The sequence below is a fragment of the Streptomyces sp. NPDC045022 genome (genome assembly GCF_056432605.1).
In genome coordinates this window covers 47000-73808 of sequence record NZ_JBWKIR010000008.1, presented here as the reverse complement: position 1 = coordinate 73808, position 26809 = coordinate 47000, and the positions used below count along the sequence as shown (strand labels likewise).

Here is a 26809-nt window from a genome sequence, read left to right as displayed (position 1 = left end):
TCGCTGCAAGGAGAGCCTGTGCTCACTGTCGGTGACAAGTTCCCCGAGTTCGAACTGACCGCCTGCGTCTCGCTGGAGAAGGGCCAGGAGTTCGAGCAGATCCACCACAAGTCCTACGAGGGCAAGTGGCTGGTCGTGTTCGCATGGCCGAAGGACTTCACCTTCGTCTGCCCGACCGAGATCGCCGCGTTCGGGAAGCTGAACGACGAGTTCGCCGACCGCGACGCCCAGATCCTCGGCTTCTCCGGTGACTCCGAGTTCGTCCACCACGCCTGGCGCAAGGACCACCCGGACCTGACCGACCTGCCCTTCCCGATGATGGCCGACTCCAAGCACGAGCTGATGCGCGACCTCGGCATCGAGGGGGAGGACGGCTTCGCGCAGCGCGCCGTCTTCGTCGTCGACCCGAACCGTGAGATCCAGTTCACCATGGTCACCGCCGGTTCCGTGGGCCGTAACCCCAAGGAGGTCCTGCGGGTCCTGGACGCCCTGCAGACCGACGAGCTGTGCCCGTGCAACTGGAGCAAGGGTGAGGACACCCTCGACCCGGTCGCGCTGCTGGCTGGTGAGTGACCCATGTCGCTCGACTCCCTGAAGTCCCGCGTCCCGGACTACGCCAAGGACCTGAAGCTCAACCTGGGCTCGGTCATCGGCAACTCCGAGCTGCCGGCGCAGCAGCTGTGGGGCACGGTGCTGGCGACCGCGATCGCCTCCCGGTCCCCGATCGTGCTGCGTGAGCTGGAGCCGGAGGCGAAGGCGAACCTGACGCCGGAGGCGTACACGGCCGCCAAGGCCGCCGCCGCGGTGATGGCGATGAACAACGTCTTCTACCGCACCCGGCACCTGCTGTCCGACCACGAGTACGGCACCCTGCGCGCGGGTCTGCGGATGAACGTCATCGGCAACCCGGGCGTGGACAAGGCCGACTTCGAGCTGTGGTCCTTCGCGGTCTCCGCGATCAACGGCTGTGGCATGTGCCTTGACTCGCACGAGCAGGTGCTGCGCAAGGCCGGCGTGGAGCGCGAGGTGATCCAGGAGGCGTTCAAGATCGCCTCTGTGGTTCAGGCGGTCGGCGTCACCCTCGACGCCGAGGCCGTGCTGGCCGAGTAGGCCGTTTCGCCGGGACCCCGCTCACTCCTGGTGGGCGGGGTCTTCCGCGTTCTCCGGCCCGGCCTCGTCCGCGGGCTCCGCCGAGCTGTGCTGCTCCTGGATACCCAGCGAGTACTGCCGCAGATACCCCACCACCGTGTTCGTCACCGCCACCAGCGGTACGGCCACCACCGCGCCGCCGATGCCGGCCACCATGCCGCCGGCCGCCACCGTCAGTACGACCGCCAGCGGGTGGACGCGGACCGCGCGGCCGAGGATGAACGGCTGCAGGACGTGGCCCTCGATCTGCTGGACCGCGAGGACGACCAAGAGGGTCATGACCGCCGTGAAGACGCCCTGGGTGACGAGCGCCACGATCACCGCCAGCGCACCCGAGGCGACCGCGCCGACCAGGGGGATGAAGGAGAACAGGAAGATGAAGACGGCCAGCGGGACGGCCATCGGCACGTCGAGGAAGTAGATGCCGATGCCGATGAAGATCGCGTCGATGAGGGCGACCAGGACCGTGCCGCGGACGTAGGCGGTCAGGGTGCGCCAGGCACGCGGGCCGGCGCCGGCCACGCCCGGGCGGGCGGCGGAGGGCACCAGCCGCAGGAACCACTGCCAGATGCGCTCACCGTCGTAGAGCAGGAACAGCGTCGAGAAGAACACCAGCAGGATGCCGGTCAGGGCCTCGACGATGACCTGAACGCCCTCCAGGCCCGCGGACGTTATCTGGTCGGCGTTGGCGCCGATCGCCTCGCGGAGGTTCTTGGCGATCTGGTTGATCTGCTTGTCGGTGACGTGGAAGGGGCTCTTCAGCAGCCAGTTGCGCAGGTCGTCGATGCCGTTCTGGATCTGGCTGGAGAGCGTGTCGATGTTCTCCATGACCTGCCAGGTCACGAACCAGCCCATCAGGCCGATGACGACGAACCCGCTGATGGCGGTGAGCGCGGTGGCCGGGCCCCGCGGCACCCCCCGGCGGGTGAGCCGGGCGACCGTCGGCTGCAGCAGCGCGGTGACCAGCAGGGCGATGACGAAGGTGAACACCACCAGCTGGACGGCGCTGATGACCCGCATCAGAACCCACACGGTGCCGGCGAGGACCAGCAGGCGCCAGCCGGCCTCGGCCGCGACCCGGACACCCCAGGGCACGGCCTCGGCGGGGTCGGGGCGGGGACCGGCCGGCGGCGCGGGCCGTCGGGCCGGCGGCGCCGGGGCGGCGGCCGCAGGCGCGTCGGCCGGTTCGGACTCGGCGTGCTCCTTCGCCACCTCGGCACGGCGCTCGTTCAGGCGCTCACTCATCTCGGTGAGGCCGGCCCCGAGCCGACCGAGCCACCCTGGCACTCGCGACATGATCCGTCCTCTTCCCCCGCGTCCCCGGGTGCTGGCCACCACTCCCCCCGGGGAGCCGTTCGGATACGACCGTACAGGGCGAAAGCCCCTCCCCTGGGAACGGGGAGGGGCTGCGCAAGATCGAGCGGAACCGAGCTGCCTAGTACCAGTGGTTGGCCTGCCAGAACGACCACGCCTGGCAGGGGCTGCCGTAGCGGCTGTTCATGTAGCTGAGGCCCCACTTGATCTGGGTCGCCGGGTTGGTCTGCCAGTCGGCACCGGCGGAGGACATCTTGGAACCAGGCAGGGCCTGGAAGAGGCCGTAGGCGCCGGAGGAGGCGTTGACCGCGTGGTAGTTCCAGCTGGACTCGTGGTCCACGATGTTGCTGAAGCACTGGAACTGGCCGGCGCCCACCATCTGACGCGCCATCGCCTGGATCTGCGCCACGGTGTAGCTGCCCTGGGCCGGGAAGCTGGAGGAGTCGCGGACGTCGTCGCGGCTGGCCGCTGCCTTCGTCTCGGCGCGCTCCTTGGCCGCCTCGGCCGCCTTGGCCGCCGCCTTCTCAGCGGCGTCCTTCTTCGCGATCGCAGTCTCGGCGGCGGCCTTGCGGGCTGCTGCCTCGGCGTCCTTCTTGGCGCTCGTGTCCGCGGCGATGGCCTGTGCGTCGGCCTGCTGCGTCAGGGACGCGGTCTGTACCTGCGCCTGCTGACCCGCGGGTATGTCCGCGAGAAGCGTGGTGTCGGCTGCCGTCGCCTCGGCGTCGTTGGGCTGCGCGGTGCTGCCCGAGGCAACACCGACGACGCTTCCGACAGCGGTGACCGCGGTGGCCGAGGCCACTGCGAATCCCCGGACCGAAATCCGGCTCACACGGTTTCCTTCCAGCATCGCCCGCTTCGGTGACCCTGGCGGACGCAATCGTGCCCCTGGCACTGGCCTCCCAACTGCGGGGTCACGGGAGGCACGGGCCCGGTGGGCAACTCCCCCGAGGGGAGCGCCGCGTGGTGCTCGGGCGGCATACGGCGGCGCTATGGAGTTGGTGATGCTGCTGTGGTGCCGTACCGCTGGGGGTACACGTGTGCCGTATGCGGGGCCTGACAGGACTGAGACTCTGCCGTAACCGGACGGCGGTGGCAATTCTGAGTCACGTGTGAAAGCTCACATCCCGTTTCGCCCGCGTGATTTCAGGAAACCGGCACACGCGAAGGCGCCGCCCCGCTAGGCTCATGGCCTTTGCCGGACGGCGCCAACTGCGCTGATTCAGCTCAGATATGCCCTTCCTCAAGCATTTCGGTCACAAGGGCGGCGATCTGGGACCTCTCGGACCGAGTCAGCGTGACGTGCGCGAAGAGCGGGTGCCCCTTCAGCTTCTCCACGACGGCCACCACACCGTCGTAGCGCCCGACGCGCAGATTGTCCCGCTGTGCCACGTCATGGGTCAGAACGACCCGTGAATTGGCGCCGATGCGGGACAGAACGGTCAGCAGGACATTCCGCTCGAGGGACTGCGCCTCGTCCACGATCACGAACGCGTCGTGCAGCGAGCGGCCGCGGATGTGCGTGAGCGGGAGCACCTCCAGCATCCCGCGCGAGGTGACCTCCTCGATGACCTCCCGGCTGGTGACCGCCGAGAGGGTGTCGAAGACGGCCTGCGCCCACGGGCTCATCTTCTCCGCCTCACTGCCCGGCAGATAGCCCAACTCCTGCCCGCCGACCGCGTACAGCGGCCGGAAGACCATCACCTTCTGGTGCTGGCGGCGCTCCAGGACCGCCTCCAGGCCCGCGCACAGCGCCAGCGCCGACTTGCCGGTGCCGGCCCGGCCGCCCATCGAGACGATGCCGATGTCCGGGTCGAGCAGCAGGTCGAGCGCGATGCGCTGTTCGGCGCTGCGGCCCTTGATGCCGAACGCCTCCCGGTCGCCGCGCACCAGGCGGACATTGCCCTCGGCGGAGATCCGGCCGAGCGCCTTGCCGCGCTCGGACTGGATGGTCAGGCCGGTGTGCACGGGGAGGTCGGAGACCTCCGGGACGTGCACGTGCCCTTCCTCGAAGAGGAGGTCCACCTGCTCCCCGGAGAGCACCAGTTCGGACATCCCGGTCCAGCCGGAGTTCTCCGTGATGGCCAGTTCGGCCCGGTACTCCTCGGCCAGCAGGCCCACGGACGATGCCTTGATCCGCAGGGGCAGGTCCTTCGACACGACGGTGACGTCGAACCCCTCGGCCTGCAGATTGCGGGCCACCGCGAGGATGCGGGAGTCGTTGTCCCCCAGGCGGTAGCCACTGGGCAGCACGCTGGGGTCCGAGTGGTTGAGCTCGACACGGACCGTTCCGCCGAGTTCCCCGATCGGGATGGGGGCGTCGAGGCGACCGTTCTTCACCCGGTAGTCGTCCAGCAGGCGCAGGGCCTGTCGGGCGAAGTAGCCGAGTTCCGGATGGTGCCGCTTGGCCTCCAGTTCCGTGACCACGACGATGGGGAGCACGACCTCGTGCTCGTCGAAGCGGGTCAGGGCGTTCGGATCGGCCAGCAGGACGCTGGTGTCGAGAACATAGGTGCGCCGGTCTGGCTTGTGGCGCTTTGCGCTGGTCACCACGGAAGGACGTACCCCCTCGGATGAGGTCGGGGAGCGACGAGGTGGAAGCCGGGCCGGGAGGGCGGGAGCATTGCGGCCGGTCCCCGGCCCCCGCGCAGGGCGGGCCGGATACCGGCCCTCCGCGGCTGCTTCCGTGCGGTGACCGCACGGTCGGGCTGGTGCAAAGGGCCTCCCGGGCGGACGACCCCTGCCGCCCGCTGAGATCCGACACCCGTGGTTCGGGTGTCGACCTGCTTGCCTTATGCCCTCTAACTCGCGCCGCCATGCAGAAGCAGCCAACGGCGCACCGGTGAACTCCTTGTTACTTCCGCCCGAACCGGGGTATACGGGAACCGCCCCGTCACCGGGTGGCGACGGGGCGGTGTGACATGCGGTCAGCCGCCGTAGCGGCGGTGACGTGCGGCGTAGTCGCGCAGGGCGCGCAGGAAGTCGACTTTGCGGAAGGCCGGCCAGAAGACTTCGCAGAAGTAGTACTCGGCGTGCGCGGTCTGCCAGAGCATGAATCCGGACAACCGCTGTTCGCCGCTGGTGCGGATCACGAGGTCCGGGTCGGGCTGGTCGCCGGTGTAGAGGTGACGCCCGATCATGTCGATGTCGACGGATTCGGCGAGTTCCGCCATCGGCACCCCCTTGTCGTGGGCGTCGAACAGCATGGAGCGCACGGCGTCGGCGATCTCCTGGCGGCCTCCGTAGCCGATGGCCACGTTGACGAGTATCCCGTCGACGTGAGCGGTGCCCTCCTCGGCCTCCTTCAGCGCCGTCTGCAACCGGGACGGCAGCAGGTCGCGCGTGCCGACGTGGTGCACACGCCAGCGGCCGTCGGCGCCGAGGGTGCGGACGACGTCCTCGACGATGCCGAGCAGGGGGACCAGCTCCTCCTGCGGGCGCTCGAAATTGTCCGTGGACAGCAGCCACAGGGTGACGACCTCGACGTCGATCTCGGTGCACCAGCCGAGGAATTCCTCGATCTTTTCGGCACCGGCGCGGTGGCCGTGGACGGTGGTGGAGCCGGACGCCTTCGCCCAGCGGCGGTTGCCGTCCATGATGACGCCGATGTGCTTGGGCACCTGAGCGGGATCCAGGTGACCTTCCACCCGGCGTGCGTAGAGCCTGACGAGCAGGCCGCGCAGCTTGTCGCGCAGGTTCACGTGGCCCTCCGGGGATATGGCGCGGGGTCGGGTGCCGGAGCCGTCGAGCCTACCGCTGCGACGCGGCGGCAACCGCAAGCCGGGCACGGTCCCCGCCCCTGGACAGGGAGACCGTCCCGGTGCTGCCGACAAAAAAACGGGCCGGTCCGTGGGGGGGAGACGGACCGGCCCGAGGGGGGGTTTCCACCATAACCCTTCGTGAGGGATCGCGGGTGCATTGGCGCGACACAACTACTCTCCGGAATCACCCGGCGACGCCACGGTGGTGACGGAAGGCTTGATTCAGGGACGTTTCGTGGCCGATTCACAGCGGAATCCCAGGGAAATGCGGCCGGATACGAATGAATCCTGGGGTTTTACGCCACCTTCGGGGCACCTTGGCGAGTTGTCCGAGGGTCCCCCCGATGGGCTACCCGGCCGGCGAACGGTGGACTTGACGATTCCACTACGGGGCGCCGGATGGATTACCTCGGCCCACGGCGCCGCGCAGCCCCCTCCGCTGCGCGGCGCCGCCCGCACAGCTTTGCTGGCGCGAATTACCTTGGTCTGAACCTACGTGGCCAGTGAGACAGATGTGAACCGCACCTTCGATAACAATGTGAAAACCACGGGGAAACCCGGGGTGAACAGCGACCGTTTCCCCCTGCTCTGCCCGGTTCGTCAGCCGCCCTGCTTGCGAGCGTCGAAGAGGTGCCGGCTGCTGTGGGCGACGAACGGCCCCTCCCGCTCGATCCGCTCGTGCAGCGCGCGGAGCCGGGGCTCGTACGCCTCGACCGTGAAACCGGGGACCATCCAGACGACCTTGCGCAGGAAGTGGACGACCGCGCCGACGTCGTGGAACTCCATCCGCAGCCGCTCCGCCCGCAGATCGACCGCCTCCAGACCCGCCGCCTCGGCGTCGGCCCGCTCACGCTCGGGGTCCCGGGCCCCGCGCACCTCGTCCGGCTGCGGTCCGAGGAAGTACTCGACCAGCTCGAAGACACTGGCCGGGCCGACGTGCTGAGCGAAATACGTGCCGCCGGGCCGCAGCACCCGGGCGATCTCGTCCCAGTGCGGACGCACCGGGTGCCGGCTGAGGACCAGGTCGAACGCCGCGTCGGCGAACGGCAACGGCGCGTCGTCCGGCGCGGCGACCACCACCACACCGCGGGGCCGCAGCAGCGCGGTGGCCTTGGCGACGTTCGGCGGCCATCCCTCCGTGGCGGCGATCGACAGCGGCCGGGCCGGCTCCGCCCTGCTCAGCGCGGCGTCCAGCACCTCACCGCCGCCGGTCTGGATGTCGAGCGCGGCCTCGGCACCGGTCAGCCGCTCCCCCGCCGACCGGGCGTACCCCCAGGAGGGCCGCGCCTCGGTGGCCCGCCCGTCGAACCAGGAGAAGTCCCATCCCCCGGTGGGCACGGCGGCGCCCTCCGCCACGAGGGCTTCGAAGGTTCGGTTCCCTGTCATGACACTCATGATCGCAGGGCGGCGTCAGTGGCTGCTGCTAGTTTCCGCCCGCATGACGACTTACTTCGCCGGCGAGAAGGACACGCTGCACGCGAGCCTGGACCGGCACCGGGACGCCGTGCTCTGGAAGCTGGCCGGCCTCGACGACGAGCAGCTGCGCCGCCCGATGACACCGACCGGCACCAATCTGCTGGGCCTGGTCAAGCACCTGGCCTCGGTCGAGTACGGCTGGTTCGTGGAGACGTTCGGCGGCGAGGCGGAGCCGTTCTGGTTCGATCCGCACGACGACATGCGGGTCACCCCCGACGAGACGACGGAACGGATCGTCGCCTTCTACGGCCGCGCCCGCGCCGCCGCCGACCGCACAATCGCCGCGCTGCCCCTGGACGCGGAGGGCCGTCCGTCCTGGCGGGACGACCGCGTCTCGCTGCGCTGGACCCTGGTCCACATGGTCGAGGAGACCGCACGGCACGCCGGGCACATGGACATCCTGCGCGAGCTGATCGACGGGTCGACCGGCGACCGTCCGCGGGGCGGGGGGACGGGGTGAGCGGGTGAGCCTCGACCGCCGAAGGGCGTCCGGATCGTGCTCGGTCATGCGGAGAAGTGCGGCAGTCGGCACCGACAACGGCTCGAAGCCGGTCGCTACGGCACCAGAGGCCGTACCTCCTGCGCGGCGAAGCGCACGAAGCCCTCCGGGTCGGGGTCGTCCCCGGTCGGCTGGAGGACGACCGTGTCCGCACCGGCCTCCGCCAGCCGCCGCACGGCCTCGGCCACGGCACCCGCGTCTCCGGCGACCCCCACGTCCGGCACCGACTCCAGCCCCTCGGCGGCGAGTTCCGCGCGCAGCCGGGCCTCGGTGTCGGCCCCCGTCGCGGCGAGCAGGTACACGACCACCGTGTGCGGCTCGGTGCGGCCCGCCTCCCGCCGCCCTTCGTCGATGAGCTGCCGGGCCTGTCGTACGCCGTCCGGCGAGGTGGAGGCGGTGAGGACGGTGCCGTCGGCCTTGGCGCCGGAGAGGCGCAGCGTCCGGGGCCCGGTGGCACCGGCGAGCACGTCCACGGCTCCGGCCCCCTCCGTACGATGCGGTGGCCAGTCGAGGCCGACGTCGTCCAGGGTCACGTACCGGCCCCGGGCGGTGAGCCGTTCCCCGCGCAACAGCGCGCGCAGGCAGTCGAGGTGCTCACCGAGGAGGGTGAGCGGGGAGGCGGCGCGGGCGCCGACCTGTCCCATCCAGTCCTGCACGCCGTGTCCGACGACGAGTGTCGCGCGGCCGGGGAACATCCGGTGCAGGGACGCGGCCTCCATCGCGGTGAGGGCCACGTTCCGAAGGGGTACGGGCAGCAGCCCCACACCGACCCGCAGCCGCTCGGTCCAGGCGAGCGCCGCCGCGGCCGTCGCGATGCCGCCCTCCCGGAAACAGTCCTCCCACAGCCACAGCTCTTCGAGCCCCGCTTCGTCCGCCGTCCGGGCGACGGCCCGCAGCCGCTCGGGAGGAAGCTGGGGGCGGAACACGGCGCCGAGTCGAGTCATGTCGCCCTTCCTAGTGGGGAGGACGCGATGAGACAACATGTTTACCCATCCGGTGTGTTGGCGGTTCCGGTGGCGGTTTCGGTGGAGTGGGAGGACGGGGAATGCGACGACGAGGGCGCTGGCCGGACGGACGGGGAAAGCTGATCGTGCGGGGGTCCTCCGGGGACGCGGCGGTCGTCACCGTCCCCTTGGAGATCTCGACGTCCTACCGGGCCCGCACCCGAGGGCTGCTGGGCCGGGACTCGATCGACGGGGCGATGCTGCTGTCACCGGCGAGCGGAGTGCACACCTTCCGGATGCGGATGCCGATCGACGTCGCCTACCTGGACCGTCGGCTGACCGTCGTCGCCGTCCACACCGTGAAGCCGGGCCGGCTGGGCCTGCCCCGGTGGCGGGCCCGGCATGTGCTCGAGGCGCAGGCGGGCGTGATGGCGGGGTGGGGGGTGCGGGTGGGAGCGCGGGTGGAGGTGCGGGCGGAGGTGCCGGCCTGAAGTTTTCGGGCGTGGGTGTGGCGCGGTACTGGCCGTGGGGCCGACTGAGCTGTTCGCCCGGTCTCCGGGCTCGGGTTCGGGCCCCGTCTCACTCCTGGGTTCGGGGGAAGGAGACCTCCACCCGGCGGTTCTTCTTCCGTCCGGCCTCGGTGGAGTTGTCGGCGATCGGGTACTGCTCGCCGTAGCCGCGGACCTCGAAGGTGACAGCCGGGTCGTTCAGGTCCTGGTTCAGAACGGCCTGGACGGCGTTGGCGCGCTGCTTGGACAGGATGTCGCCGTGGGCGGAGGAGCCGAGGTTGTCGGTGAAGCCGAAGACGCGGACCTGGGCCGCGTTCTGCTTCTTGATCTCCTGGGCGATGACCGCGATGCGGGCCTTCGCCTCCGCGCCAAGCTCGGCGCTGTCCTTGCCGAACAGCACCTCGGCCTGCAGGGCGAAGGTCACGTCGGCGTTGGTGTCCTCCCTGCGCTCGTCGCCGCTCTGGTCCTCCACGACCGACTTGATGTCCAGCACCTTGGGGTCCGCCAGGGTGGCGCCCTCGGGCAGCTTCAGATCCGGGTCGGTGGGGTCGACCCTCACCGGCGCGGTGGCGGACGGTTCGCTGCCGGGGGGCTCACTGGGGCCGGTGTCGCCGGCGCGGGCTGCGGGGGCGCCGTGCAGACCGGCGGCGAACAGGAGGCCGGCGGCCGCGAGGGTGACGGTGAGACGGGGCGTGGTGGTCACTTGGGCCTCACCCGGAGATCTGAATGCCGGCACTGGAGAACGTGGGCAGCTGGATGTCCACGTCGCTCGTGTTTCCGGGGGGGGCCGGGAACTGCATGAAGACGGCCAGGCTGTCACCGGCCTTGAGCGTCGAGAAGCCAGTGGTCGTCAGCGGACGGCCCTCCGTGTCCCGCAGCACGTAGTACCGCTTCTTGCCCTGCGGGTCGACCAGGGTGGCTCCACCCAGGGACGTGCCGTTCCGGATGATCTCGGTTTCGTTGCCGCTCAGGGCGGACGGGATGAGGAGACTCTTGGACCCGTCGTTCTTCAGCGTGCCGTTCACAGTGACGAAGCCACCGGAGTCGCGCTGTGCGGAGGTGATCTGCAGAAGCAGGCCATCCGAACCTTTCAGCTCGGCCAGCGGCTCGTCAGACTGTCCCTCCTGGGTGCTCGGGTCGGAGTGGCCGGCCTTGGAAGCGGAAGCGGAACTGTGCGGCTTCTTGTCGTCGCCGGCACCTCCACCGCAGCCTGCCACCCCAACCCCCAGACCAACCGCAACGGTCAGTGCGACCATCCCCCTGCGGGCCTTCGCAGTGAACCGAATGCTCATCGCTCTGCTTCCCTTTTCCATGGCGTTCGCTTGTCAGTCGGCAAGGTGGACGTCGAAGAGGTCCTCAGGTCCCGGTAGCCCCGCCAGGTCGCCCGGATCCGGCTTCCAGATTTTGCCGTCGCAGGTGAGGGCGGGCAGTGGTTCGTCCTTGGTGTCCGCCCCCGGAGCCTTGAAGTCACAGAGCGGCTCGATCACGGCTTTGGCGGTCTCGCTCGACTTGATGTCCCTCGTTCCGGGGACAACGGAGTCGCCGACCGGCCTGTTCGTCTGTACCTCGACCGTGACTTCCAACGGCAGCCTGTCATCGCACATTTGCACGTGACCGTCGTTTTGCGCGGCAAGTTGGTCAGCGCGCCAACACGACGGACTGCGGTCCACCTCACCGTGGAGAACGTCCCACCACTTGGCCGGATCCTTCAGGACCTCCAACCACTTTCCCGCAAGGTCGTCACGGCGCTTCTGAGCTGCCGCGAGCGCCGCCGCATCCGCGGCTGTCTGGGCGCCACTCCTGTTCACCGCAGCCTGGCCGACGGCAAGGTAGGCCAACGCGAGGAAGAGCAGGCCTGCCACCACCGTGATGTAGATGGGGAAGGCCTGCCCCGCGTCGTAACGTGGCGGAATCAGCCGCCGGTGACCTCCGTGATCTTCGTCCTGATCGCATCGAAGATCGTCTGCCCGATACTCGTACCCGTGATCGCCAGCACGATGGCCACCACCACTGCGATGATGCCGAGGTACTCCACCGCGGTCTGCCCCCGGTCGCTCCGGGCGGCACGGGCCTGCAGATACGCAACGGTGGTGTTGAACCACTTGCTCATGGTCTTCCCCTCCAGCTTCGCCCCGGAACCTGGGAATGTACGGCGGTACGTCCTGCCCACCCAAGGGCCCCTGGGCCCAACCCCGGGCCCACTCGCGGGCGTCCGTGCTGCCCCGCGCCGTCATCTCAGGCCACCCCCAGCCACTTTGCGGCTGCCTGGGACCTGGTCGTGGTGTGGAGCTTGGCGAAGATGCGGTTGATGTGGTTCTTGACCGTCTTCTCGCTGATGAAGCAGGCGGCGGCGATCTGCTGGTTGGTCATGCCGGACGCGATGAGGTCCATGATCTCCGCCTCCCTCGCACTCAGCCGGAACCGCGATGGGGACGACTGTCCCACAGATGGTTGCAATTGCGAAAGAGGGAGTGGGGCGATTTCCGCCCAGGAATCGGCAAGTTGACCCCTGTCGTGTGCGAGTGCACTCTCCTGAAGCTCAGTCAGTAAAGCCTTCGCCGCTCCCGGCGTCACATGTGGCCGTCCCTCTCGTACGTCCCGTACCGCCCGTACCAACTGCTCCGTCGTGAACTCGCCGTGCACCAGGTATCCCCCCGCCCCCAGCCGCAGTGCCTCCCGCACGGTCTCCGTCTCGTGGCTGTAGGTGAGCATCATGACGGGGGCCAGCCGCACCAGGTGTGGCAATGCCGAGATTCCGTCGACCCCGGGCATGCGGACGTCGAGGAGGATGACGTCGGGCCGGTGCCGGAGCGCCGCCTCATACGCCTCGCGACCGTCCGTCGCCTCCGCCACCACCGTGGTGTCCGCGCGGCCCGAGAGCAGGGCGGTCAGGCCCGCGCGGACCACGGGATTGTCGTCGGCGACCAGCAACCGCAACGGCGGGGCAGCGGGCGTGGGCGGCGGGAAGTCCGGCCGGGGACGGGTGTGCCGCATCAGTGTCTCCTCTCAGGATTGCCGGGGGATGGATCAACAGGGCTGACGGGGCTGGTGGAGGTGGCAGGAACTCCGGAGGGCGTCGCAGCGGGGTGGTTCCGCGCGGTCGAGGAGCCCAGAGGGAGCTCCAACCACACCTCCGTCCCTCGCGCGTGGCCGCCCGGGCCGATACGGATGCGGGCGCCCGCCCGAGCCGCCCGTTCGACCATGCCGAGCAGGCCGAAGTGACCGGAGCTGCGCAGCTGTTCGAGTGTGGTGCCGGGCGGCAGGCCGGTGCCGTCGTCGTGGACCGTGAGGCGGAGCAGGTCGCCGTCGAGCGTGACGCGTACGTCCACCCGGGTCGCGGACGCGTGGCGGTGGGCGTTCTCCAGCGCCTCCTCGGCGATGGCCAGGAGGTGGCGGGTCAGGGGCGCGGGCAGCGCGGGGAGGCCGGCGGAGTCCGGCCAGTGGCAGGTGACCGGCAGACCCGTCCGGGTCGTGAAGTCACAGGTCCGGCGGCTTAGTTCGTGCCATGCCGTGGTCTCCTTCGCCCTGCCCATCGGCCGCTCACGGCGTAGGTCCGTCAGGAGTTCGCGTGACTCCGCCGCCGCTCTGCGCGCCGAGCGGGACACCAGTTCCGCCTGTTGCCTTATGCGGGTGGGATCGGGGGCGTCGGTCGAGGCGGTCGCCGCCAGACCGTCCGCCGCCAGGGCGACGCCGTACAGGGTCTTGGCCACCGAGTCGTGCATCTCGCGGGCCAGCCGGGCGCGTTCCTCGCTCACCGCCTCCGCCGCCGCGAGGCGCGCCTGCACCGCCGTCAGGGCCTGGGTCGCGGCGCCGAAGCGGAGCATCAGGTTGCGCAGGGTCGAGCCCATGGCGCCGGCGATGACGCACAGGCCGGGCAGGAGCAGGGCCTCGACGACAGGCGCGTGCCGGTCGGCCTTCAGGGTGGCGTGGACGAGGAGCAGGACGAGGGACTGCAGGGAGGCGAAGCAGGCCGCCCCGCGCCAGCTGTAGACCAGGCCGGCCAGGAGTGGGGTGCAGACGCTGACGTAGGCGAGGGTGGTGTCCGGGCCCGCCGAGATCAGCAGGAGGGAACCGAACAGGGTGTCGACTGCCAGGAGGCTGGGGTGGCGGAGGAGTAAGGGGCCGAGGCGTTCCCAGTCGCGGAAGAGGGCGTAGGACACCATGAAGGTGACTACCACGGCCGCGCCGACCAGGCGGGCGCCCAGGCCGGGGGCGGCGTTGAGCAGGGCGGCGGGGGCGGCCAGGGCGATCATGGCGAGCCGGAATCCGAAGACCTGGCGGCACATCGCCTGCAGCGCGCGGACCTGAATCTTCTCGGACGGCTCGGCCGAAGGCACCGAACGATCCACCCCGACCCCGGCCGAAGGCACCGAACGATCCACCCCGACCCCGGCCGAAGGCACCGAACGATCCACCCCGACCCCGGCCGAAGGCTCCGTACGATCCACCCCGACCCCGGCCGAAGGCATCGCCCGCTCTTCCCCGAACCCGGATCCGGCCGCCCGGCCCTCCTTCGCCGCCCCGTCCCCCTTCGCGGCCTGGTCCTCCTTCGCCGCCGGGTCCGCCTTCGTCGTCGTCGAAGGGCGGGCGAACCAGCCGATCGTCTTCCTCAGCCGTCCCCCGAAGGACAGACCTCGGACACGTCCTCCGGGCCATCCACGTCCCCCGGGCCCCCCACGCCCCGTCAGCCCTGTCGTCGCCGTCATGGTCGCCTCACTCCCCCGTGAGCGAACCGAAGTCCACCCCGGAGCCCAGCAGCAGGCCCGCGCCCAGGAGGAGCATCGTCGCCGGGACCATGAACGTGGTGATCATCAGCGTGGCCTTGGGCACCGCGCGGGCGGCCTTGCGGCGGGCGTTCTGCGCGTCGGTGCGGCGCATGTCCTTGGCCAGGGAGACCAGGGTGTCCACGATCGGCGCGCCCAGTTCCTCGCCCTGCTGCAGAGCCGTGACGAACATGGCCACCTGCTCGGAGTCGTTGCGCCGGCGCAGTTCCGCGAAGGCCTGGCGGCGGCTCATGCCGAGGTCCATCTGGCGGAGGGTGATGCGGAGTTCGTCGGCCCACGGGCCCTCGTAGTGGGAGGCGACCCGGTCCAGGGCCTGGCGGAAACCGAGGCCCGCGCTGACCACGACCGCCAGCACGTCCAGGAAGTCGGGCAGCGTGCGCTCGATGACGTCCTTGCGGACGCGGATCGCCGACCAGATGCCCACCTCCGTCCAGAAAGCGCCGAAGAGCAGCAGGAGCAGGGCCACGAACCACTGGCCACGGAGCAGGAAGACCAGGAAGCCCACGCCGCCCAGTGCGCCGTAGACCGCGCGGCGGGCCGCGTAGCGGTCGATGGTCAGGCCGCCGGGGTTGCCCGCCAGGTCGATCCTGCGGCGGTACTTGGCGACCAGCCGCGGGCCCATGAGACGCAGTACCGCGGGGGCGTAGCGCATGCCCATCCGGTCGACGACCGAGCCCACCGCGCCGGTGCGGGTGGCGCCGACCTCCAGGGCCACGGCGAGGTCGCCGGGGAGCTTGGCCTCGGCGCGGTACATACGGAGCCCGGCGAAGGCGCCCCAGACGCCGAGGCCCATCAGCAGTGCGAGCAGGAATCCCATGGAGTCCGCGCCCTCCTCACACGTCGATCCGGCTCAGGCGCCGGATGAGGACGAAACCGACGGCGTACAGGGCGAACGCAATGATCACGCAGGCCTGGCCGACCGGTGAACCGGTCATGCGTTCCAGGGCGCCGTCCTTGACGCCGTTCATCAGGAACAGGGCGCCGATACCGAGGACGGGGACGGCGTACGACGTCATCGTCACCTGGGAGAGCTGGGTGCGGATCTCGCGCCGGGTCTCCTTGCGCTCGTCCAGGGTCTCGGTCAGGTTGCGCAGGGCGGACACCACCTGGCCGCCCGCGCGGTTGGCGAGGACGAGGGTGGTGACCAGGACGACCAGTTCGCGGGAGGGGAGGCGGTCGGCGAGTTCGCCGAGCGCGTCGTCCAGGGAGTGGCCGACGGCCAGCTGGTCGGCCACCTTGGCCAGTTCCTCGCCCGCCGGCGCCTCCAGTTCTTCGGCCGCCATGCCGATCGCGGTGCGCAGGGCGAGGCCTGCCTGGGTGGCGTTGGCCAGGATGCGGGCCAGTTCGGGGAGTTGGCCGATGAAGCGTTCGATGCGTTTCTGGCGCTGCCAGTTGAGGAACTGCACGGCCGCCCCGATGCCGAGGAGTCCCGCGAGGGGGCCGAAGAAGGGGGCGAGGGCGGTCTGGCCGATCAGCCAGAGCGCGGCGACCGCGGCGAGCAGGTAGACGAAGAACTCGCCCGGGGTGACGTCCAGGCCGGTCGCCGCCAGGCGGAGTTCGAGCCACCGGCCGAAGCGGGTACGGCGCAGCCGCCGGTCGAGATCGCGGAAGCGGCGCCTGCGGCCGGCCGCAGGCAGCGGGCCGGTGTGCGCGAGGCGGTCGACGAGGGCGGCGCGCTGGGCCCGTCCCGAGGCGTAGGCGTGCCCGCCGGCCACGGCCAGGACGCAGGTCAGCAGCGTCACGCCGATGGTGAGCTGGACGAGGGTGTGGAGTTCCATGGGGTGGCCTACCTACCTGGCTTCTCGGGTGGCGAGCTGGTCCGCGGAGTGGGCGACGCCGAAGGCCTGCGGGACGGGCTGGCTCGCCATGTAGAGGCGGTCGGCGGTACGGCGGGGCAGCGGGAAGTACTGGAAGGTGCCGTACACGCGGCCGTCCGGGGTCATGGGCCGGGCGTCGAAGCGGGCCGCGGTCGCCAGCCGGTACGGCTCCCCGCCGTGGCTGTCGAGCAGTGCGATCTCGGTGATGCGGCGGGCGCCGTCGGCGAACCGGGTCAGCTGGACGATGACGTCGACCGCGCTGTTGATCTGGTCGTGCAACGCCACGAAGGGAACCTCGACGTCGGACATGGAGGCGAGGGTCTGCAGCCGGGTGAGGGCGTCCTCGGCGCTGTTGGCGTGCACGGTGGCGAGGGAGCCGTCGTGGCCGGTGGACATGGCCTGGAGCATGTCGAGGGACTCACCGCCGCGGACCTCACCGACCACGATCCGGTCGGGCCGCATCCGCAGGGAGTTGCGCACCAGGTCGCGGATGGTGATCTGCCCCTTGCCCTCCACGTTCGGCGGGCGCGACTCCAGGCGGACCACGTGCGTCTGCTGGAGCTGGAGTTCGGCGGAGTCCTCGATGGTGATGATGCGTTCGTGGGACGGGATCAGCCCGGAGAGGGCGTTCAGCAGGGTCGTCTTTCCCGTGCCGGTCGCGCCGGAGACGATGATGTTGAACTTGGCCTGCACCAGGCCCGCCAGCAGATAGACCATGTGCTCGTCGAGCGAGCCGAACCCGATCAGCTCCTGGAGCGTGAAGGAGCGCGGGAAGCGGCGGATGGTCAGGATGGGGCCGGTCAGGGACAGCGGCGGGATGATGACGTTGACGCGCTCACCGGAGGGGAGGCGGGCGTCCACCATCGGGTTCGACTCGTCGACTCTGCGGTTGACCGTGGAGACGATCCGCTCGATGGTCTGCATCAGCTGGTCGGCGGAGACGAAACGGAGCGGCAACTGCTCGACGCGGCCGCGGCGTTCGACGAAGATCGCGTCAGGCCCGTTCACCATGATCTCGGTGATCGACGCGTCTTCGAGCAGCGGCTCCAGGATGCCGAGGCCCAGTGCCTCGTCCACCACCCGGCGGATCAGCTGGGAGCGCTCCACCGTCGACAGCACCGGGCCCTCGCGGCTGATGATGTGCCCGAGCACCCGCTCCAGCCGCGCCCGGCGCTCGGCGGCGGCCAGTGAACTCATCTCCGCGAGGTCGATCTCCTCCAGCAGCTTGGCCCGGTAGGAGGCGACCAGATGCCCGTCCTCGCCCCGGCTGCCCTGCTCCTCCGGAGTGTTGATACGTGCCCGCAGGCTCATGGGTTGCTGCTCCTCGCCTGGTGGTCGAGCGGCATGGTGGCGGACTTCCGGGCCGGGTCGAACGACCAGCCGGGGACGATCTGGGGGATGGAAACGGTGGCGGTGACGGTGACCGAGCCGGCATCACCGGGACCCTGGTCGCAGGACACATCGAGCGCGCCGCTGACCGCCTGCGCACACGCCTGCTGAGCGTCCTGCCCCAGGGACGCCGCCCGCGCCCCCGCCCGGGCCGCCGTACCGGCCTGCTCGGCGGCGTAGGCGACAGCCCCGATCTGGATGCCCGCCATGGCCACGATCAGCAGGATCGGAACGAACCCGAGGTACTCGATGGCCACTTGGCCCGCGTCCCGCCGTCGGCGCCGGTACGGCATCAGCGCTTCACCTCCTCGACGGCCCCGGCATGGCCTGTCACCTCGACCGGGAAGTCGATCAGGCCGGGGAAGAGGACGGGAACGTGCAGTGTGGCCTTGGCCGTCACATAGCCGCTCGGGTTGCAGCTCACCTCGGCACTCCCCTTCCACGCCGCCGACAGGTTCTCCAGTCCCGCCGCCGAGCAGGCCGCCTGCCGCGCGCCACCCTGCGGCGCCGCCGTTCCCGCCCGCACCGCCTCGTCCGCGGCATTCCCGGCGAGCGTGAAGGTGTATCCCACGAGCACGGCCTGCCACACGAGCACCAACGTCAGAACGATCAGCGGCGTCATGCCGAGGAACTCGATGCTCACCTGCCCTCGGTCCCCTCCGGGCCGTCTCATCGCCCGCTCACTCCTTCCGCCGCCGAAAGTTCACGGTTCCCCGGCCCCCGCGGTGCGAGGTCCCCTCCGCCGCCTTCACCAGCCCCAGCTCCCCCGCGAGCCCCCACAGGGCCTGCTTCACCGTGCTCCTGCTGTCGAGTTCATGGACCCGGCCGGCGTCCACGACCCCCTGCAGCTCCTTGAAGTTGGCGGGGACGACGCTGCGGGCGAGGGCCGTACCGGTGATGCGCTGGACCAGAGCGGGCTGGATCTCCGTATGCCGTGTGTGCCGGTTGACGACCACGGTCGTCTCCTCGGCCTTGCGGATCTGGAGCCGGTCCCACATCCGTACCGTCCGCTTGGCGGCGCGTACGGCGATGACGTCCGGGGTGGTGACCAGCAACGCCGTGTCGGCCATCTCGACGGCCGCGGCTCCCGCCCCGCTGAGCTGGGAGCCGCAGTCGATGACGACGACCTCGTAGCGGGAGCGCAGGGCGCTGACGATCTGGCGGGCGGCGCGGTCGGTGACCTCCTCGCCGCGTTCGCCCTCGCCGGGCGCGAGGAGCAGGGCGAGGCCGGTGTCGTGGCGGAAGACGGCGTCGGCGAGGACGCGGGGCGAGATGTCGGTGATGGCGGCCAGGTCCACCACGGAGCGGCGGAACTGGATGTCCAGGTAGGAGGCGATGTCGCCGGTCTGGAGGTCGAGATCGACCAGGGCGGTGGCGCGGCCGGAGGCCTGGGCGGCGAGGGCCAGCTGGATGGCGGCCAGGGTGGCGCCGGTGCCGCCCTTGGCGCCGCTGACCGTGACGACGGTACCGCCGGCCCCGCCGAACTCGTCGGCGCCGTGGCCGAGGTGCCGTCGTACGCCGGTCGACCACTGGGCGACGGCCTGGACACGGCCGGCGAGTTCCTCGTACGACAGCGGGAGCGCGACCAGGCCGCGGGCGCCGGAGTCCATGGCGGCGGCGAACAGGCCGGGGCTCGCGTCGGTGGTGACGAGGATGACGCCGACGGCCGGGAAGCGCAGGGCGACCTCGCGGATCAGCTCCAGGGCCGGGACCGGGCCGACCCGTTCATGGACGACGACCACTTCCGGGAGTTCGTCGATGGACTCGGCGGCGAGCCGGGCGAGGGTGTCGACCAGCTGGGTCGAGTCGGTCGCCGGTGGCTGCGGTTCGGCGTCGGGGAGCTGACTGAGCAGGGTGGTGAGGGAGCGGACGGCGTCCGGGTCCGCGCCGGCCGGGAGGATCCTGGTGGGCATGGCCGCCTCTCACTTGTCCGTCGCGAGTTCGTAGGTGCGGTCCTTGTCGGGGACGCTGGTCTCGCTGCCGGGGGCCACCAGCGCGAGCCGGACGCGCTGGGCGAAGGACTCGGCGTAGGTGACGCGCTGGGCGTCGAGGGTGGACAGCGCGAAGGTGATGGGGACGGCCTCGGTGGGCTGCTGCTGGTTCTTGCTGTTGTCGGGATCGAGGGCGGTGATGTGGCCGACGTCGAGGACGCGGGCGTTGGTCACGATGATCTTCGACTGGTCGGGGTCGCCTTCCTTCTTTCCCTCGAAGGTGGCGTAGACGTTGACCCGCGAGCCGGGCGTGATCTTGCCCGCGACGCCCGTCGCCGCGTCGATCATGATGGCGACCTCCTGCTGTCCGGGCTGGAGGGCGGGCTGGTCGACGATCATGTCGGTCTGGAGGAGGGAGCCGGTCCGCAGGGTGGTGACGGCGATCTTGCCCTGGATCTGCCGGAGGTCGGTGACGGCGTTGCCGGACAGCCACCGCTCGGGCATCTTGATCTTCTCGAACTGGCCCGTGTCCAGCGCGGTGTACGGCTTCACCTCGGACCTGACCCGGTAGGCGGTGACCTCGGGGCCGACCTTGGAATTCACGTCGCGGACGACGGAGAGCACGCCGGCGAACGCGCCGAGAGCGCACAGGACCGACAGGATCAGGAGTATCACGCCGCGGCGCTGACGGGAGTTCATGAACCGTGCAACCTCATTGGGGGAATCGGTCGAGCGGGATGTGAGTTTCTGGTCGGGCGGGTCGGGCGGGCTACAGGTGTCCGTGTCGGGGCGGGTCCGGCGGGCTACGGGTGTCCGTGCCCGGCCGGTCGGGCGGGCGTGCGTTGTTCCAGGGCGCGGGGCGCGGGTGGCTCGGGTACGGGCGGGGCGGCCGAGCAGAAGACGCAGCGGTCGCCGATGACGTCGAGGCCGCACCAGTGACAGCTGGTCTGCCGCACGGACGTGACGAGCTGGTAGAGGACCGACAGATCGGCGAGGTAGCTGCAGAACTCGACCATCCGGCCGGTCCCCCACCACACCGGGGACTCGGCGGGCAGCGGGGTCTCGCGCAGGCCGTGCACGCTCCACGCCGTGCCGAGGCCCGCGGCCCAGTCGCTCTGCAACTGCCCCTTGGCGACCAGCATCCAGGTGCTGAACTCGGGTCCTTTGAGCGTGGCCCCGGGACCGATCCGCACGAGCTGGGGCTCGGGGTGGGCGAGGACCGCGAACTGGCTGCCGGGCATCCAGGACTTGGCGTGCGCCTTCAGTCCCACTGGCACGTGGTCCAGCTTGGCGACGGAACCGAGGACGGCGCCGGCGTGGATGTAGTGGGTGAGCAGGCGTCCGGCGGAGGCCAGCACGCCCGGGCTCAGGTCGCAGGAGGCGAGCTGCCGTAGCTGCCGGGCCAGAACGGCGATGCCGAGGGGCGGCAGCTCGGGCCGGAAGAAGGCGATGCGGTCGCTCTCCAGCAGCGAGCGCAGGGTGTGCAGCCGCCGTACGACGGGCTCCGGGGCGGCCGGTGAGCAGACGACGACCAGGTAGCCGTACTGCTCGGTCAGGGCGTGCAGCTCGGTGAGGGCCTGGTCCAGCGGCCGCTGGTCGAGGTCGCGCAACACGACGGCGGGCATGGTCCGTTCGTCCTGCGCCGGCAGCGCCATGTCGGCACTGGTCACGGCAACGGCAGTTGGCACGCGCAGCTCCCCGCTCTTCACACCCGCCGGCCCACCGGTGTTACTCCAATGCGCCAGAACGACTTCATTGCGTGACTACGTGAGCACTGTAACCACGGCCGTATGACCGGAGAACAGCGTTTGTGAAGCTCGCGTGCAACTCTCTCGGCGCAAGTCCCGCCAAAACAGGACAGGTTGCGTCGACAGGCGGAGACGGGTTTGGTCTGGACCTCTTGACACCCCGATTGGTCTGGACCAACTTGGAGGCCAGCGGTGGCCACCGTTCCTCACCCCTCCCCGCCGAACTCCCCCACCGGAGGCTCCAGTGGACCGCGCACCAGGCATACCCAGACCCCGCAGACGGCGGCTCGTGACGTGGTCCGCCGCCACCGCCCTCGCCCTCTCCGTCGCGGGCCTCGCCGCCGCCTCGCCCGCGTCCGCGGCGGACGTCAACAATGTCCGGAACGCGGGCTTCGAGTCGGGCCTGGCCAACTGGACCTGTACGGCCGGCAGCGGCGCGACGGTCTCCTCCCCGGTGCACGGGGGCACCGCCGCCCTGAAGGCGACCCCGGCCGGCCAGGACAACGCCCAGTGCACCCAGTCGGTGGCGGTCAGGCCCAACTCGACGTACACGCTGAGCGCGTGGGTCCAGGGTGGCTACTCCTACCTGGGCGTGACGGGCACGGGCACGACGGACGTCTCGACCTGGACGCCGGACACGACGGCCTGGAAGCAGTTGTCGACGACGTTCACCACGGGCTCCTCCACCACCTCCGTCACCGTGTACACCCACGGCTGGTACGGGCAGGCGGCCTACTACGCCGACGACGTCTCGGTCTACGGTCCCGACGGCGGCGGAGGCGGCGACCCGGCCCCGACCGTCCCCGCCGCCCCGGCCGGCCTGACGGTCTCCGGTACGACTTCCTCGTCGGTCTCCCTGTCCTGGTCCGCGGTGTCGGGCGCGACGGGCTACAACGTGTACCGGAACGGCACGAAGGTGACGGCGGTGACGGGCACGTCGGCAACGGTGACCGGCCTCTCCGCCGCCACCTCGTACTCCTTCCAGGTCACGGCGACCAACTCGGCGGGCGAGTCCGCGAAGTCCGGGGTGGTGACGGGCACGACGTCCGCGGACAACGGCGGCGGAGGCGGGGGCGGGGGCGGCACGCTCCCCAAGCACGCCGTGACCGGCTACTGGCAGAACTTCAACAACGGCGCCACGGTCCAGAAGCTGTCGGACGTCCCCTCCGCCTACGACATCATCGCGGTGGCCTTCGCGGACGCGACCTCGACGCCGGGCACGGTGGCCTTCAACCTGGACTCGGCCGGCCTCGGCGGCTACACGGTGGACCAGTTCAAGGCGGACATCAAGGCCAAGCAGGCGGCCGGCAAGAAGGTCGTCATCTCGATCGGCGGCCAGAACGGCACGGTGTCGATCAGCGATGCCACGTCGGCGGCGAACTTCGCGAACTCCGTGTACGCGCTGATGCAGACGTACGGCTTCGACGGCGTCGACATCGACCTGGAGAACGGCCTCAACGCGACCTACATGACGCAGGCGCTGCGGGCGTTGTCGTCTAAGGCGGGCTCGTCCCTGATCATCACGATGGCCCCGCAGACCATCGACATGCAGTCGACGTCGAACTCCTACTTCCAGACGGCCCTGAACATCAAGGACATCCTCACCGTCGTCAACATGCAGTACTACAACAGCGGTTCCATGCTGGGCTGTGACGGCAAGGTCTACAGCCAGGGCTCGGTGGACTTCCTCACCGCGCTCGCCTGCATCCAGCTGGAGGGCGGCCTCTCCCCGTCCCAGGTGGGCCTAGGTCTCCCGGCCTCCACGAGCGCGGCCGGCAGCGGCTACGTCTCCCCCACGGTGGTCAACAACGCCCTCGACTGCCTGGCCAAGGGCACCGGCTGCGGCACCTTCAAGCCGTCCAAGACCTACCCCGGCCTGCGGGGCGCGATGACCTGGTCCACGAACTGGGACGCGTCTTCGGGCAACGCGTGGTCGAACTCGGTAGGGGCGCATGTACACGCGCTCCCGTGACATGAGCAACCACTGACCCACACCGCCCGGCGCCTTCGCGCGCCGGGCGCTGTCGTGCCGTCCCCAGGACATGGTGGCCCATCGCATCCTGATGACCGAGCCCGGCAGCCCCTGGCTCGACATCCCCTTCCGGTGACCACCCCTCTGGGCGGCTCCCCGTAGGCCCTCACTCCTCGGCGAACAGCTCCGTCGCGTCCGTGGCGTGTACTGCGCGTTGGGCCCACACCTCGAGCTGGTCCAGGTCCGTGCAGGTCTCGACCCGCTCACGGACGGCGTCGGGCACCGGGATACCGCGCCATTCCAGGACGCGGAGGACCATCTCGGCTTTCGCCTCCGCCCGGCCCTCTTCGCGGCCCTCCTCGCGGCCTTGCTCCCGGCCTTCTTCGCGCACCTGTTCGGCCAGGGGGTGTCGCCAGAAGTACTGGATCGCCGTCATCAGGTCCCTCCACATCTGCTTCGCCTGGGGGTCTGTCAGGCATGAGTCGATGAACTGCACGAAGACTGCGGCGGTGTCCGGGTCAATGGTCCGCAGGGCGGTGGCCAGGGATTCCAGTATGGCCGGAGCCTGCGGGCCACGCCCGTGTGTCATCGCCGAAAGCACCGCAAGGGGTACGTCCCGTTCGGCCTGACGCTCGTCCGCGATCACCGGCACGTTGTCCGGACCCAGCACGAGCGGCCGTACCACCAGGGAGTCCCAGCCGGGGAAGCCGAACCGGATCGGACGCGACGCCCACTTCGCCGTCAAGCTGCTCTGGGTGATGACGATCAGCACCGGCTCGCAGCGGTACTTCTCGTACAGGTAGGAAAGGTAGTACGGCCAGCTGCCCCGCTTCCGCTCGTCCACCTTCCCCTGCGACTCCACCACGAGGAGATACGTCCCCTCGTCCGTCTCCGCCCGCAGCAACGTGTCCACCCGGCGCTCGACCGGTTCGATCTCCGTCAGGTCCACGTTCAGCGCGGCGAACTCCCGGGGTTCAGGGAAGGGCACGTGCAGCACCCGCTGTAACGCCCGGGTCAGCAGCGCCGGATCCTTCTGGAAGATCCGGTGCAGCGCCTCATGCGACGAGCCGACCATCAGCTCTCCTTTCCGTACGACGTGATCAACGAGCTAGCCCGCCGCGAGTTCGCACCACACGTACTTCCCCCGGTCCCCGAACCGCGCCGACGGCTGCCAGCCCCAGTAGTCCGCGCAGGCCCTCACCAGCCCCAGCCCCCGCCCGTCCTCCAGCTCGGCGACCTGGCCCAGCGGTCGGGGCGGCGGGGGCGGCTCGGGATCCGTGTCCCACGCCCCGATCCACACCACCCCCTCAGCGGTTCGGCGGACCCTGAGCGCAGCCGGCCCCTTCGTGTGCCGCACGGCATTCGACACCAACTCCGCCGCCAGCAGCTCCGCCGTATCGACCAGCCCGATCAGACCGTGCAGGGTCAGGATCAGACGCAGAGTGCGGCGGCAGACGGTGACGGCTCTGAGGTCGTTGGGGATGTAGAGGGTGTAGTCCCAGGTTTCGGGCATGCGTCAGCTCCGACTGTGAGTAATGGGTTTCGCACGCGGTGGCATTGCCGCAACCGGCATGGCAGCCCGGAACGGTGCACTTCCGCTGCGTGTGCCTTGCATCACTGACGGTAGAGCAAAAATTTTTCCTCACGCAAGCTCGTCGCGTAACCTGACCCCGAACGAGGCACGTCGACGGGGCGGTTGAGGGTCGGGAGGGCACATGGCGCCAAGAAGCCAACCCACGGCACGGCAGGTGCGCCTGGGCACCGAGCTGCGCAGGCTTCGAGAAGCCGCCGGCCTGAAAGCGCGTGAGGTGGCGGGCCTGCTCAGTTCAACCTCGGCTCAAATGAGTCAAGTCGAAGCGGGCCTCGCGGGAGTCAGCGAGGAGCGGGTACGACGCCTGGCTGCCCACTATGCCTGCGCCGACGAGACGTTGATCGAGGCCTTGGTCGCGATGGCCACAGACCGCACGCAGGGCTGGTGGGAGGAGTACCGAGGAGTACTGCCGCCGGTTTTCCTGGATGTCGCCGAGATCGAGCACCACGCCACGTGCTTGCGTGAGGTCGTCACCAGCCATGTGCCCGGACTGCTCCAGACCTCGGACTACGCCCGCGCCGTCTTCGGGTACATGGTCCCGGAGCTGCCAGAAAGCGAGCTGAGGCCTCGCGTCGAGCACCGGATGAGGCGCAGGTCCGTACTGGAGCGTGACATTCCCATCCCCTACGAGACGATCATCCACGAGGCAGCGCTACGTATCCTGGTCTCGGATCGCCGTACCGCTCGTGAGCAACTACTGGCAGTCTTGCGGGCGAGCGAGCAAGGCCACGCCACCGTGCGCGTCATCCCGTTGGCCCGGGAGGGGTTCGCCGGGGCGGGGATCGAGATGATGTACGTCGGGGGCCCGCTCCCCCAGCTGGATACGGTGCTGCGCGACGCTCCGCACGGCACCGCCTTCGTCGATGCCGAATCTCAGCTGGCGCGCTTCCGGGCCATGCTCAATAAGGTGGAGTTGGCAGCACTTCAGCCCGTGGAGTCACGGGATTTCATCCACCGCATGACGAAGGAACTGTGAGGCACCCGCATGAGCCAGGCCGTCCGCTGGCGGAAGTCGTCGTACTCCGGCGGAGGTGATGGGAACACCTGCGTCGAGATAGCGGACCTCGACACCCACATATCAGTCCGCGACTCCAAGGCCCCCGCCAGAGCAACCCTCACCTTCCCGGCCCGTACCTTCGCCCCCTTCATCGAGGCGCTGAAGATGAGCCCCTCCTCGACGGGCCCGCATGTGCGTCTCGGCCGCTGACGCCGCCTTCTCCGGGGCCATCCTGTACTGCGGGCGGCAGGAGCACCCGTGCACGGGCTGATTCATGTGATGGGGCACCAGAGCACCGCCACCCATCTGGCGGTCGGGCCGAACGCGATGCTGCTGCATCTGCCCACGCGGGAGCCGGCGCCCCAGCAGTCCGTCTCCGTCGGGCGCGCCGACGACATCCTGCGCCGCATGGGCCCGTGCAGATCTTCGAGCACGACGTCTACACCGCGCTCCTCGCCTCCGACCCCACCCTGATACCCGCCGCGCTCCACCGCGTGCCTCCGCCGTCGCCCTGTGCTGCTTCCACAACGCAGAGGCGCGGCGGGCCACGCCGCTGCTGGTCACCAGATCGCCCTGCCGGGCGTCCAGGCCGGCGGGGAAAAGGGAGACGTCCAGGCGGGCGTCGACACAGCTCGCCGACAGGAGCACGTCGGCCCGGAGGGTGCCACTCCCGGGTCTGGCGGGGGCCCGTCACGCGTACGACGCAGCGGTTGCCGCGCTCGTCCTCCAGATGGACGAGGTCCACCTCGTTCGCTTCCGTCACGGTGGGCCCTACTCTCTCTTGCTGGGCTGACACCCACCTTGCCGTACGTCGGTTCGAGGAGGCCACGCCCGGCGATTTTCAGCCGGACCACTTTGCCACTGCTTGATATGACCATGACATAGCTGGACCATTGAGCGCCGACCGGCACAGCGGACTCACAGCAGACCC

Annotated in this window: 30 protein-coding genes; 8 read left to right on the top strand and 22 right to left on the bottom strand. The window is 70.0% G+C overall.

Annotated elements, in window-relative coordinates; translation table 11 throughout:
• Positions 1 to 18 precede the first annotated feature (18 nt).
• Positions 19 to 573 (top strand): peroxiredoxin, encoded by a 555-nt coding sequence (locus tag AC07C1_RS16605; RefSeq protein ID WP_478939586.1) that lies wholly within the window; start codon positions 19 to 21, stop codon positions 571 to 573.
• A 3-nt stretch (positions 574 to 576) separates the two neighbouring features.
• Positions 577 to 1110 carry an alkyl hydroperoxide reductase gene (locus tag AC07C1_RS16600; protein ID WP_478939584.1) on the top strand — a complete coding sequence of 178 codons (534 nt, stop codon included), beginning with the start codon at positions 577 to 579 and terminating at the stop codon, positions 1108 to 1110.
• Positions 1111 to 1131: 21 nt separating this feature from the next.
• Here the strand turns inward: AC07C1_RS16600 and AC07C1_RS16595 are convergent, their stop codons facing one another.
• From AC07C1_RS16595 to AC07C1_RS16575, 5 genes are all read right to left on the bottom strand, one after another.
• Positions 1132 to 2445 carry an AI-2E family transporter gene (locus AC07C1_RS16595; RefSeq protein ID WP_478939583.1) on the bottom strand — a complete coding sequence of 438 codons (1314 nt, stop codon included), beginning with the start codon at positions 2443 to 2445 and terminating at the stop codon, positions 1132 to 1134.
• 139 nt (positions 2446 to 2584) lie between these two features.
• The gene (locus tag AC07C1_RS16590; RefSeq protein WP_478939581.1) at positions 2585 to 3310 is read right to left on the bottom strand and encodes an aggregation-promoting factor C-terminal-like domain-containing protein; all 726 of its coding nucleotides are present in this window, start codon (positions 3308 to 3310) and stop codon (positions 2585 to 2587) included.
• A gap of 377 nt (positions 3311 to 3687) precedes the next feature.
• The gene (locus AC07C1_RS16585; protein ID WP_478939579.1) at positions 3688 to 5013 is read right to left on the bottom strand and encodes a PhoH family protein; all 1326 of its coding nucleotides are present in this window, start codon (positions 5011 to 5013) and stop codon (positions 3688 to 3690) included.
• A gap of 374 nt (positions 5014 to 5387) precedes the next feature.
• A complete protein-coding gene (locus tag AC07C1_RS16580) occupies positions 5388 to 6161 on the bottom strand; it encodes an isoprenyl transferase (RefSeq protein WP_478939578.1) in 774 nt (257 codons plus the stop codon).
• Between the two features lie 660 nt (positions 6162 to 6821).
• Positions 6822 to 7607, bottom strand: a complete 786-nt coding sequence (locus AC07C1_RS16575) for a class I SAM-dependent methyltransferase (protein ID WP_478939576.1) — start codon at positions 7605 to 7607, stop codon at positions 6822 to 6824.
• 7 nt (positions 7608 to 7614) lie between these two features.
• Between AC07C1_RS16575 and AC07C1_RS16570 the strand changes: the two genes are divergently transcribed.
• A complete protein-coding gene (locus AC07C1_RS16570) occupies positions 7615 to 8157 on the top strand; it encodes a DinB family protein (RefSeq protein WP_478939945.1) in 543 nt (180 codons plus the stop codon).
• A 95-nt stretch (positions 8158 to 8252) separates the two neighbouring features.
• Here AC07C1_RS16570 and AC07C1_RS16565 read toward each other — a convergent pair whose 3' ends face one another.
• On the bottom strand, positions 8253 to 9140 hold the full coding sequence (locus AC07C1_RS16565; protein ID WP_478939575.1) for an LLM class flavin-dependent oxidoreductase: 888 nt from the start codon (positions 9138 to 9140) through the stop codon (positions 8253 to 8255).
• A gap of 101 nt (positions 9141 to 9241) precedes the next feature.
• Between AC07C1_RS16565 and AC07C1_RS16560 the strand changes: the two genes are divergently transcribed.
• Entirely contained in the window at positions 9242 to 9631 is a 390-nt protein-coding gene (locus tag AC07C1_RS16560) for a DUF192 domain-containing protein (RefSeq protein ID WP_478939573.1), read from the top strand.
• Positions 9632 to 9719: 88 nt separating this feature from the next.
• Here the strand turns inward: AC07C1_RS16560 and AC07C1_RS16555 are convergent, their stop codons facing one another.
• The 14 genes from AC07C1_RS16555 to AC07C1_RS16490 form a co-directional block, all read right to left on the bottom strand.
• Positions 9720 to 10352 (bottom strand): OmpA family protein, encoded by a 633-nt coding sequence (locus tag AC07C1_RS16555; protein WP_478939571.1) that lies wholly within the window; start codon positions 10350 to 10352, stop codon positions 9720 to 9722.
• A 7-nt stretch (positions 10353 to 10359) separates the two neighbouring features.
• Positions 10360 to 10941: a hypothetical protein gene (locus tag AC07C1_RS16550; protein WP_478939569.1), complete on the bottom strand. Its 582-nt coding sequence runs from the start codon at positions 10939 to 10941 to the stop codon at positions 10360 to 10362.
• 33 nt (positions 10942 to 10974) lie between these two features.
• A complete protein-coding gene (locus AC07C1_RS16545) occupies positions 10975 to 11565 on the bottom strand; it encodes a pilus assembly protein TadG-related protein (protein ID WP_478939943.1) in 591 nt (196 codons plus the stop codon).
• Positions 11562 to 11759, bottom strand: a complete 198-nt coding sequence (locus tag AC07C1_RS16540) for a Flp family type IVb pilin (RefSeq protein ID WP_333764989.1) — start codon at positions 11757 to 11759, stop codon at positions 11562 to 11564. Before AC07C1_RS16540 ends, AC07C1_RS16545 begins: the two co-directional genes overlap by 4 nt.
• A 125-nt stretch (positions 11760 to 11884) precedes the next feature.
• A complete protein-coding gene (locus tag AC07C1_RS16535; protein ID WP_478939567.1) occupies positions 11885 to 12643 on the bottom strand; it encodes a response regulator in 759 nt (252 codons plus the stop codon).
• The gene (locus AC07C1_RS16530) at positions 12643 to 13935 is read right to left on the bottom strand and encodes a sensor histidine kinase (protein ID WP_478939941.1); all 1293 of its coding nucleotides are present in this window, start codon (positions 13933 to 13935) and stop codon (positions 12643 to 12645) included. The genes AC07C1_RS16535 and AC07C1_RS16530 overlap by 1 nt, the downstream gene beginning before the upstream one ends.
• Positions 13936 to 14362: 427 nt before the next feature.
• On the bottom strand, positions 14363 to 15250 hold the full coding sequence (locus AC07C1_RS16525) for a DUF5936 domain-containing protein (protein ID WP_478939565.1): 888 nt from the start codon (positions 15248 to 15250) through the stop codon (positions 14363 to 14365).
• A gap of 16 nt (positions 15251 to 15266) precedes the next feature.
• Positions 15267 to 16211, bottom strand: coding sequence for a type II secretion system F family protein (locus AC07C1_RS16520; protein WP_478939563.1), 945 nt, complete (start codon positions 16209 to 16211; stop codon positions 15267 to 15269).
• A 12-nt stretch (positions 16212 to 16223) separates the two neighbouring features.
• Positions 16224 to 17561, bottom strand: a complete 1338-nt coding sequence (locus AC07C1_RS16515; RefSeq protein WP_478939562.1) for a CpaF family protein — start codon at positions 17559 to 17561, stop codon at positions 16224 to 16226.
• Positions 17558 to 17932, bottom strand: a complete 375-nt coding sequence (locus tag AC07C1_RS16510) for a TadE/TadG family type IV pilus assembly protein (protein ID WP_478939560.1) — start codon at positions 17930 to 17932, stop codon at positions 17558 to 17560. Before AC07C1_RS16510 ends, AC07C1_RS16515 begins: the two co-directional genes overlap by 4 nt.
• Entirely contained in the window at positions 17932 to 18312 is a 381-nt protein-coding gene (locus tag AC07C1_RS16505) for a TadE/TadG family type IV pilus assembly protein (RefSeq protein WP_478939558.1), read from the bottom strand. The genes AC07C1_RS16510 and AC07C1_RS16505 overlap by 1 nt, the downstream gene beginning before the upstream one ends.
• Before the next feature lie 7 nt (positions 18313 to 18319).
• Positions 18320 to 19552 (bottom strand): CpaE/TadZ family protein, encoded by a 1233-nt coding sequence (locus tag AC07C1_RS16500; protein WP_478939556.1) that lies wholly within the window; start codon positions 19550 to 19552, stop codon positions 18320 to 18322.
• A 9-nt stretch (positions 19553 to 19561) separates the two neighbouring features.
• On the bottom strand, positions 19562 to 20269 hold the full coding sequence (cpaB, locus tag AC07C1_RS16495) for a Flp pilus assembly protein CpaB (protein ID WP_478939554.1): 708 nt from the start codon (positions 20267 to 20269) through the stop codon (positions 19562 to 19564).
• A 104-nt stretch (positions 20270 to 20373) separates the two neighbouring features.
• Positions 20374 to 21258 (bottom strand): hypothetical protein, encoded by an 885-nt coding sequence (locus AC07C1_RS16490; RefSeq protein ID WP_478939552.1) that lies wholly within the window; start codon positions 21256 to 21258, stop codon positions 20374 to 20376.
• A 304-nt stretch (positions 21259 to 21562) separates the two neighbouring features.
• On the opposite strand from AC07C1_RS16490, the gene AC07C1_RS16485 reads away from it, so the two are divergent.
• Positions 21563 to 23290: a chitinase gene (locus tag AC07C1_RS16485; protein WP_478939550.1), complete on the top strand. Its 1728-nt coding sequence runs from the start codon at positions 21563 to 21565 to the stop codon at positions 23288 to 23290.
• Positions 23291 to 23456: 166 nt separating this feature from the next.
• Here the strand turns inward: AC07C1_RS16485 and AC07C1_RS16480 are convergent, their stop codons facing one another.
• Entirely contained in the window at positions 23457 to 24365 is a 909-nt protein-coding gene (locus tag AC07C1_RS16480; RefSeq protein WP_478939549.1) for a hypothetical protein, read from the bottom strand.
• Between the two features lie 33 nt (positions 24366 to 24398).
• Positions 24399 to 24803, bottom strand: a complete 405-nt coding sequence (locus AC07C1_RS16475) for an ATP-binding protein (RefSeq protein WP_478939547.1) — start codon at positions 24801 to 24803, stop codon at positions 24399 to 24401.
• A gap of 202 nt (positions 24804 to 25005) precedes the next feature.
• Here AC07C1_RS16475 and AC07C1_RS16470 point away from each other — a divergent pair, with 202 nt between their 5' ends.
• From AC07C1_RS16470 to AC07C1_RS16460, 3 genes are read left to right on the top strand one after another with little or no spacing between them, the layout of a single operon-like run.
• On the top strand, positions 25006 to 25857 hold the full coding sequence (locus AC07C1_RS16470; RefSeq protein ID WP_478939545.1) for a helix-turn-helix domain-containing protein: 852 nt from the start codon (positions 25006 to 25008) through the stop codon (positions 25855 to 25857).
• Positions 25858 to 25866: 9 nt separating this feature from the next.
• On the top strand, positions 25867 to 26088 hold the full coding sequence (locus tag AC07C1_RS16465) for a DUF397 domain-containing protein (protein WP_478939543.1): 222 nt from the start codon (positions 25867 to 25869) through the stop codon (positions 26086 to 26088).
• Positions 26089 to 26136: 48 nt separating this feature from the next.
• Positions 26137 to 26352: a hypothetical protein gene (locus AC07C1_RS16460; RefSeq protein WP_478939541.1), complete on the top strand. Its 216-nt coding sequence runs from the start codon at positions 26137 to 26139 to the stop codon at positions 26350 to 26352.
• Positions 26353 to 26809: the final 457 nt, after the last annotated feature.

Bases quoted from the DNA above. Each gene is read 5' to 3' on its own strand.
- AC07C1_RS16600 (WP_478939584.1), top strand. From the start codon at position 577: ATGTCGCTCGACTCCCTGAAGTCCCGCGTCCCGGACTACGCCAAGGAC.
- AC07C1_RS16595 (WP_478939583.1), bottom strand. From the start codon at position 2,445: ATGTCGCGAGTGCCAGGGTGGCTCGGTCGGCTCGGGGCCGGCCTCACC.
- AC07C1_RS16590 (WP_478939581.1), bottom strand. From the start codon at position 3,310: ATGCTGGAAGGAAACCGTGTGAGCCGGATTTCGGTCCGGGGATTCGCA.
- AC07C1_RS16575 (WP_478939576.1), bottom strand. From the start codon at position 7,607: ATGACAGGGAACCGAACCTTCGAAGCCCTCGTGGCGGAGGGCGCCGCC.
- AC07C1_RS16570 (WP_478939945.1), top strand. From the start codon at position 7,615: ATGATCGCAGGGCGGCGTCAGTGGCTGCTGCTAGTTTCCGCCCGCATG.
- AC07C1_RS16565 (WP_478939575.1), bottom strand. From the start codon at position 9,140: ATGACTCGACTCGGCGCCGTGTTCCGCCCCCAGCTTCCTCCCGAGCGG.
- AC07C1_RS16560 (WP_478939573.1), top strand. From the start codon at position 9,242: ATGCGACGACGAGGGCGCTGGCCGGACGGACGGGGAAAGCTGATCGTG.
- AC07C1_RS16550 (WP_478939569.1), bottom strand. From the start codon at position 10,941: ATGAGCATTCGGTTCACTGCGAAGGCCCGCAGGGGGATGGTCGCACTG.
- AC07C1_RS16540 (WP_333764989.1), bottom strand. From the start codon at position 11,759: ATGAGCAAGTGGTTCAACACCACCGTTGCGTATCTGCAGGCCCGTGCC.
- AC07C1_RS16535 (WP_478939567.1), bottom strand. From the start codon at position 12,643: ATGCGGCACACCCGTCCCCGGCCGGACTTCCCGCCGCCCACGCCCGCT.
- AC07C1_RS16530 (WP_478939941.1), bottom strand. From the start codon at position 13,935: ATGTGCCGCCAGGTCTTCGGATTCCGGCTCGCCATGATCGCCCTGGCC.
- AC07C1_RS16525 (WP_478939565.1), bottom strand. From the start codon at position 15,250: ATGGGATTCCTGCTCGCACTGCTGATGGGCCTCGGCGTCTGGGGCGCC.
- AC07C1_RS16520 (WP_478939563.1), bottom strand. From the start codon at position 16,211: ATGGAACTCCACACCCTCGTCCAGCTCACCATCGGCGTGACGCTGCTG.
- AC07C1_RS16515 (WP_478939562.1), bottom strand. From the start codon at position 17,561: ATGAGCCTGCGGGCACGTATCAACACTCCGGAGGAGCAGGGCAGCCGG.
- AC07C1_RS16510 (WP_478939560.1), bottom strand. From the start codon at position 17,932: ATGCCGTACCGGCGCCGACGGCGGGACGCGGGCCAAGTGGCCATCGAG.
- AC07C1_RS16505 (WP_478939558.1), bottom strand. From the start codon at position 18,312: ATGAGACGGCCCGGAGGGGACCGAGGGCAGGTGAGCATCGAGTTCCTC.
- AC07C1_RS16500 (WP_478939556.1), bottom strand. From the start codon at position 19,552: ATGCCCACCAGGATCCTCCCGGCCGGCGCGGACCCGGACGCCGTCCGC.
- cpaB (WP_478939554.1), bottom strand. From the start codon at position 20,269: ATGAACTCCCGTCAGCGCCGCGGCGTGATACTCCTGATCCTGTCGGTC.
- AC07C1_RS16480 (WP_478939549.1), bottom strand. From the start codon at position 24,365: ATGGTCGGCTCGTCGCATGAGGCGCTGCACCGGATCTTCCAGAAGGAT.
- AC07C1_RS16475 (WP_478939547.1), bottom strand. From the start codon at position 24,803: ATGCCCGAAACCTGGGACTACACCCTCTACATCCCCAACGACCTCAGA.
- AC07C1_RS16470 (WP_478939545.1), top strand. From the start codon at position 25,006: ATGGCGCCAAGAAGCCAACCCACGGCACGGCAGGTGCGCCTGGGCACC.
- AC07C1_RS16465 (WP_478939543.1), top strand. From the start codon at position 25,867: ATGAGCCAGGCCGTCCGCTGGCGGAAGTCGTCGTACTCCGGCGGAGGT.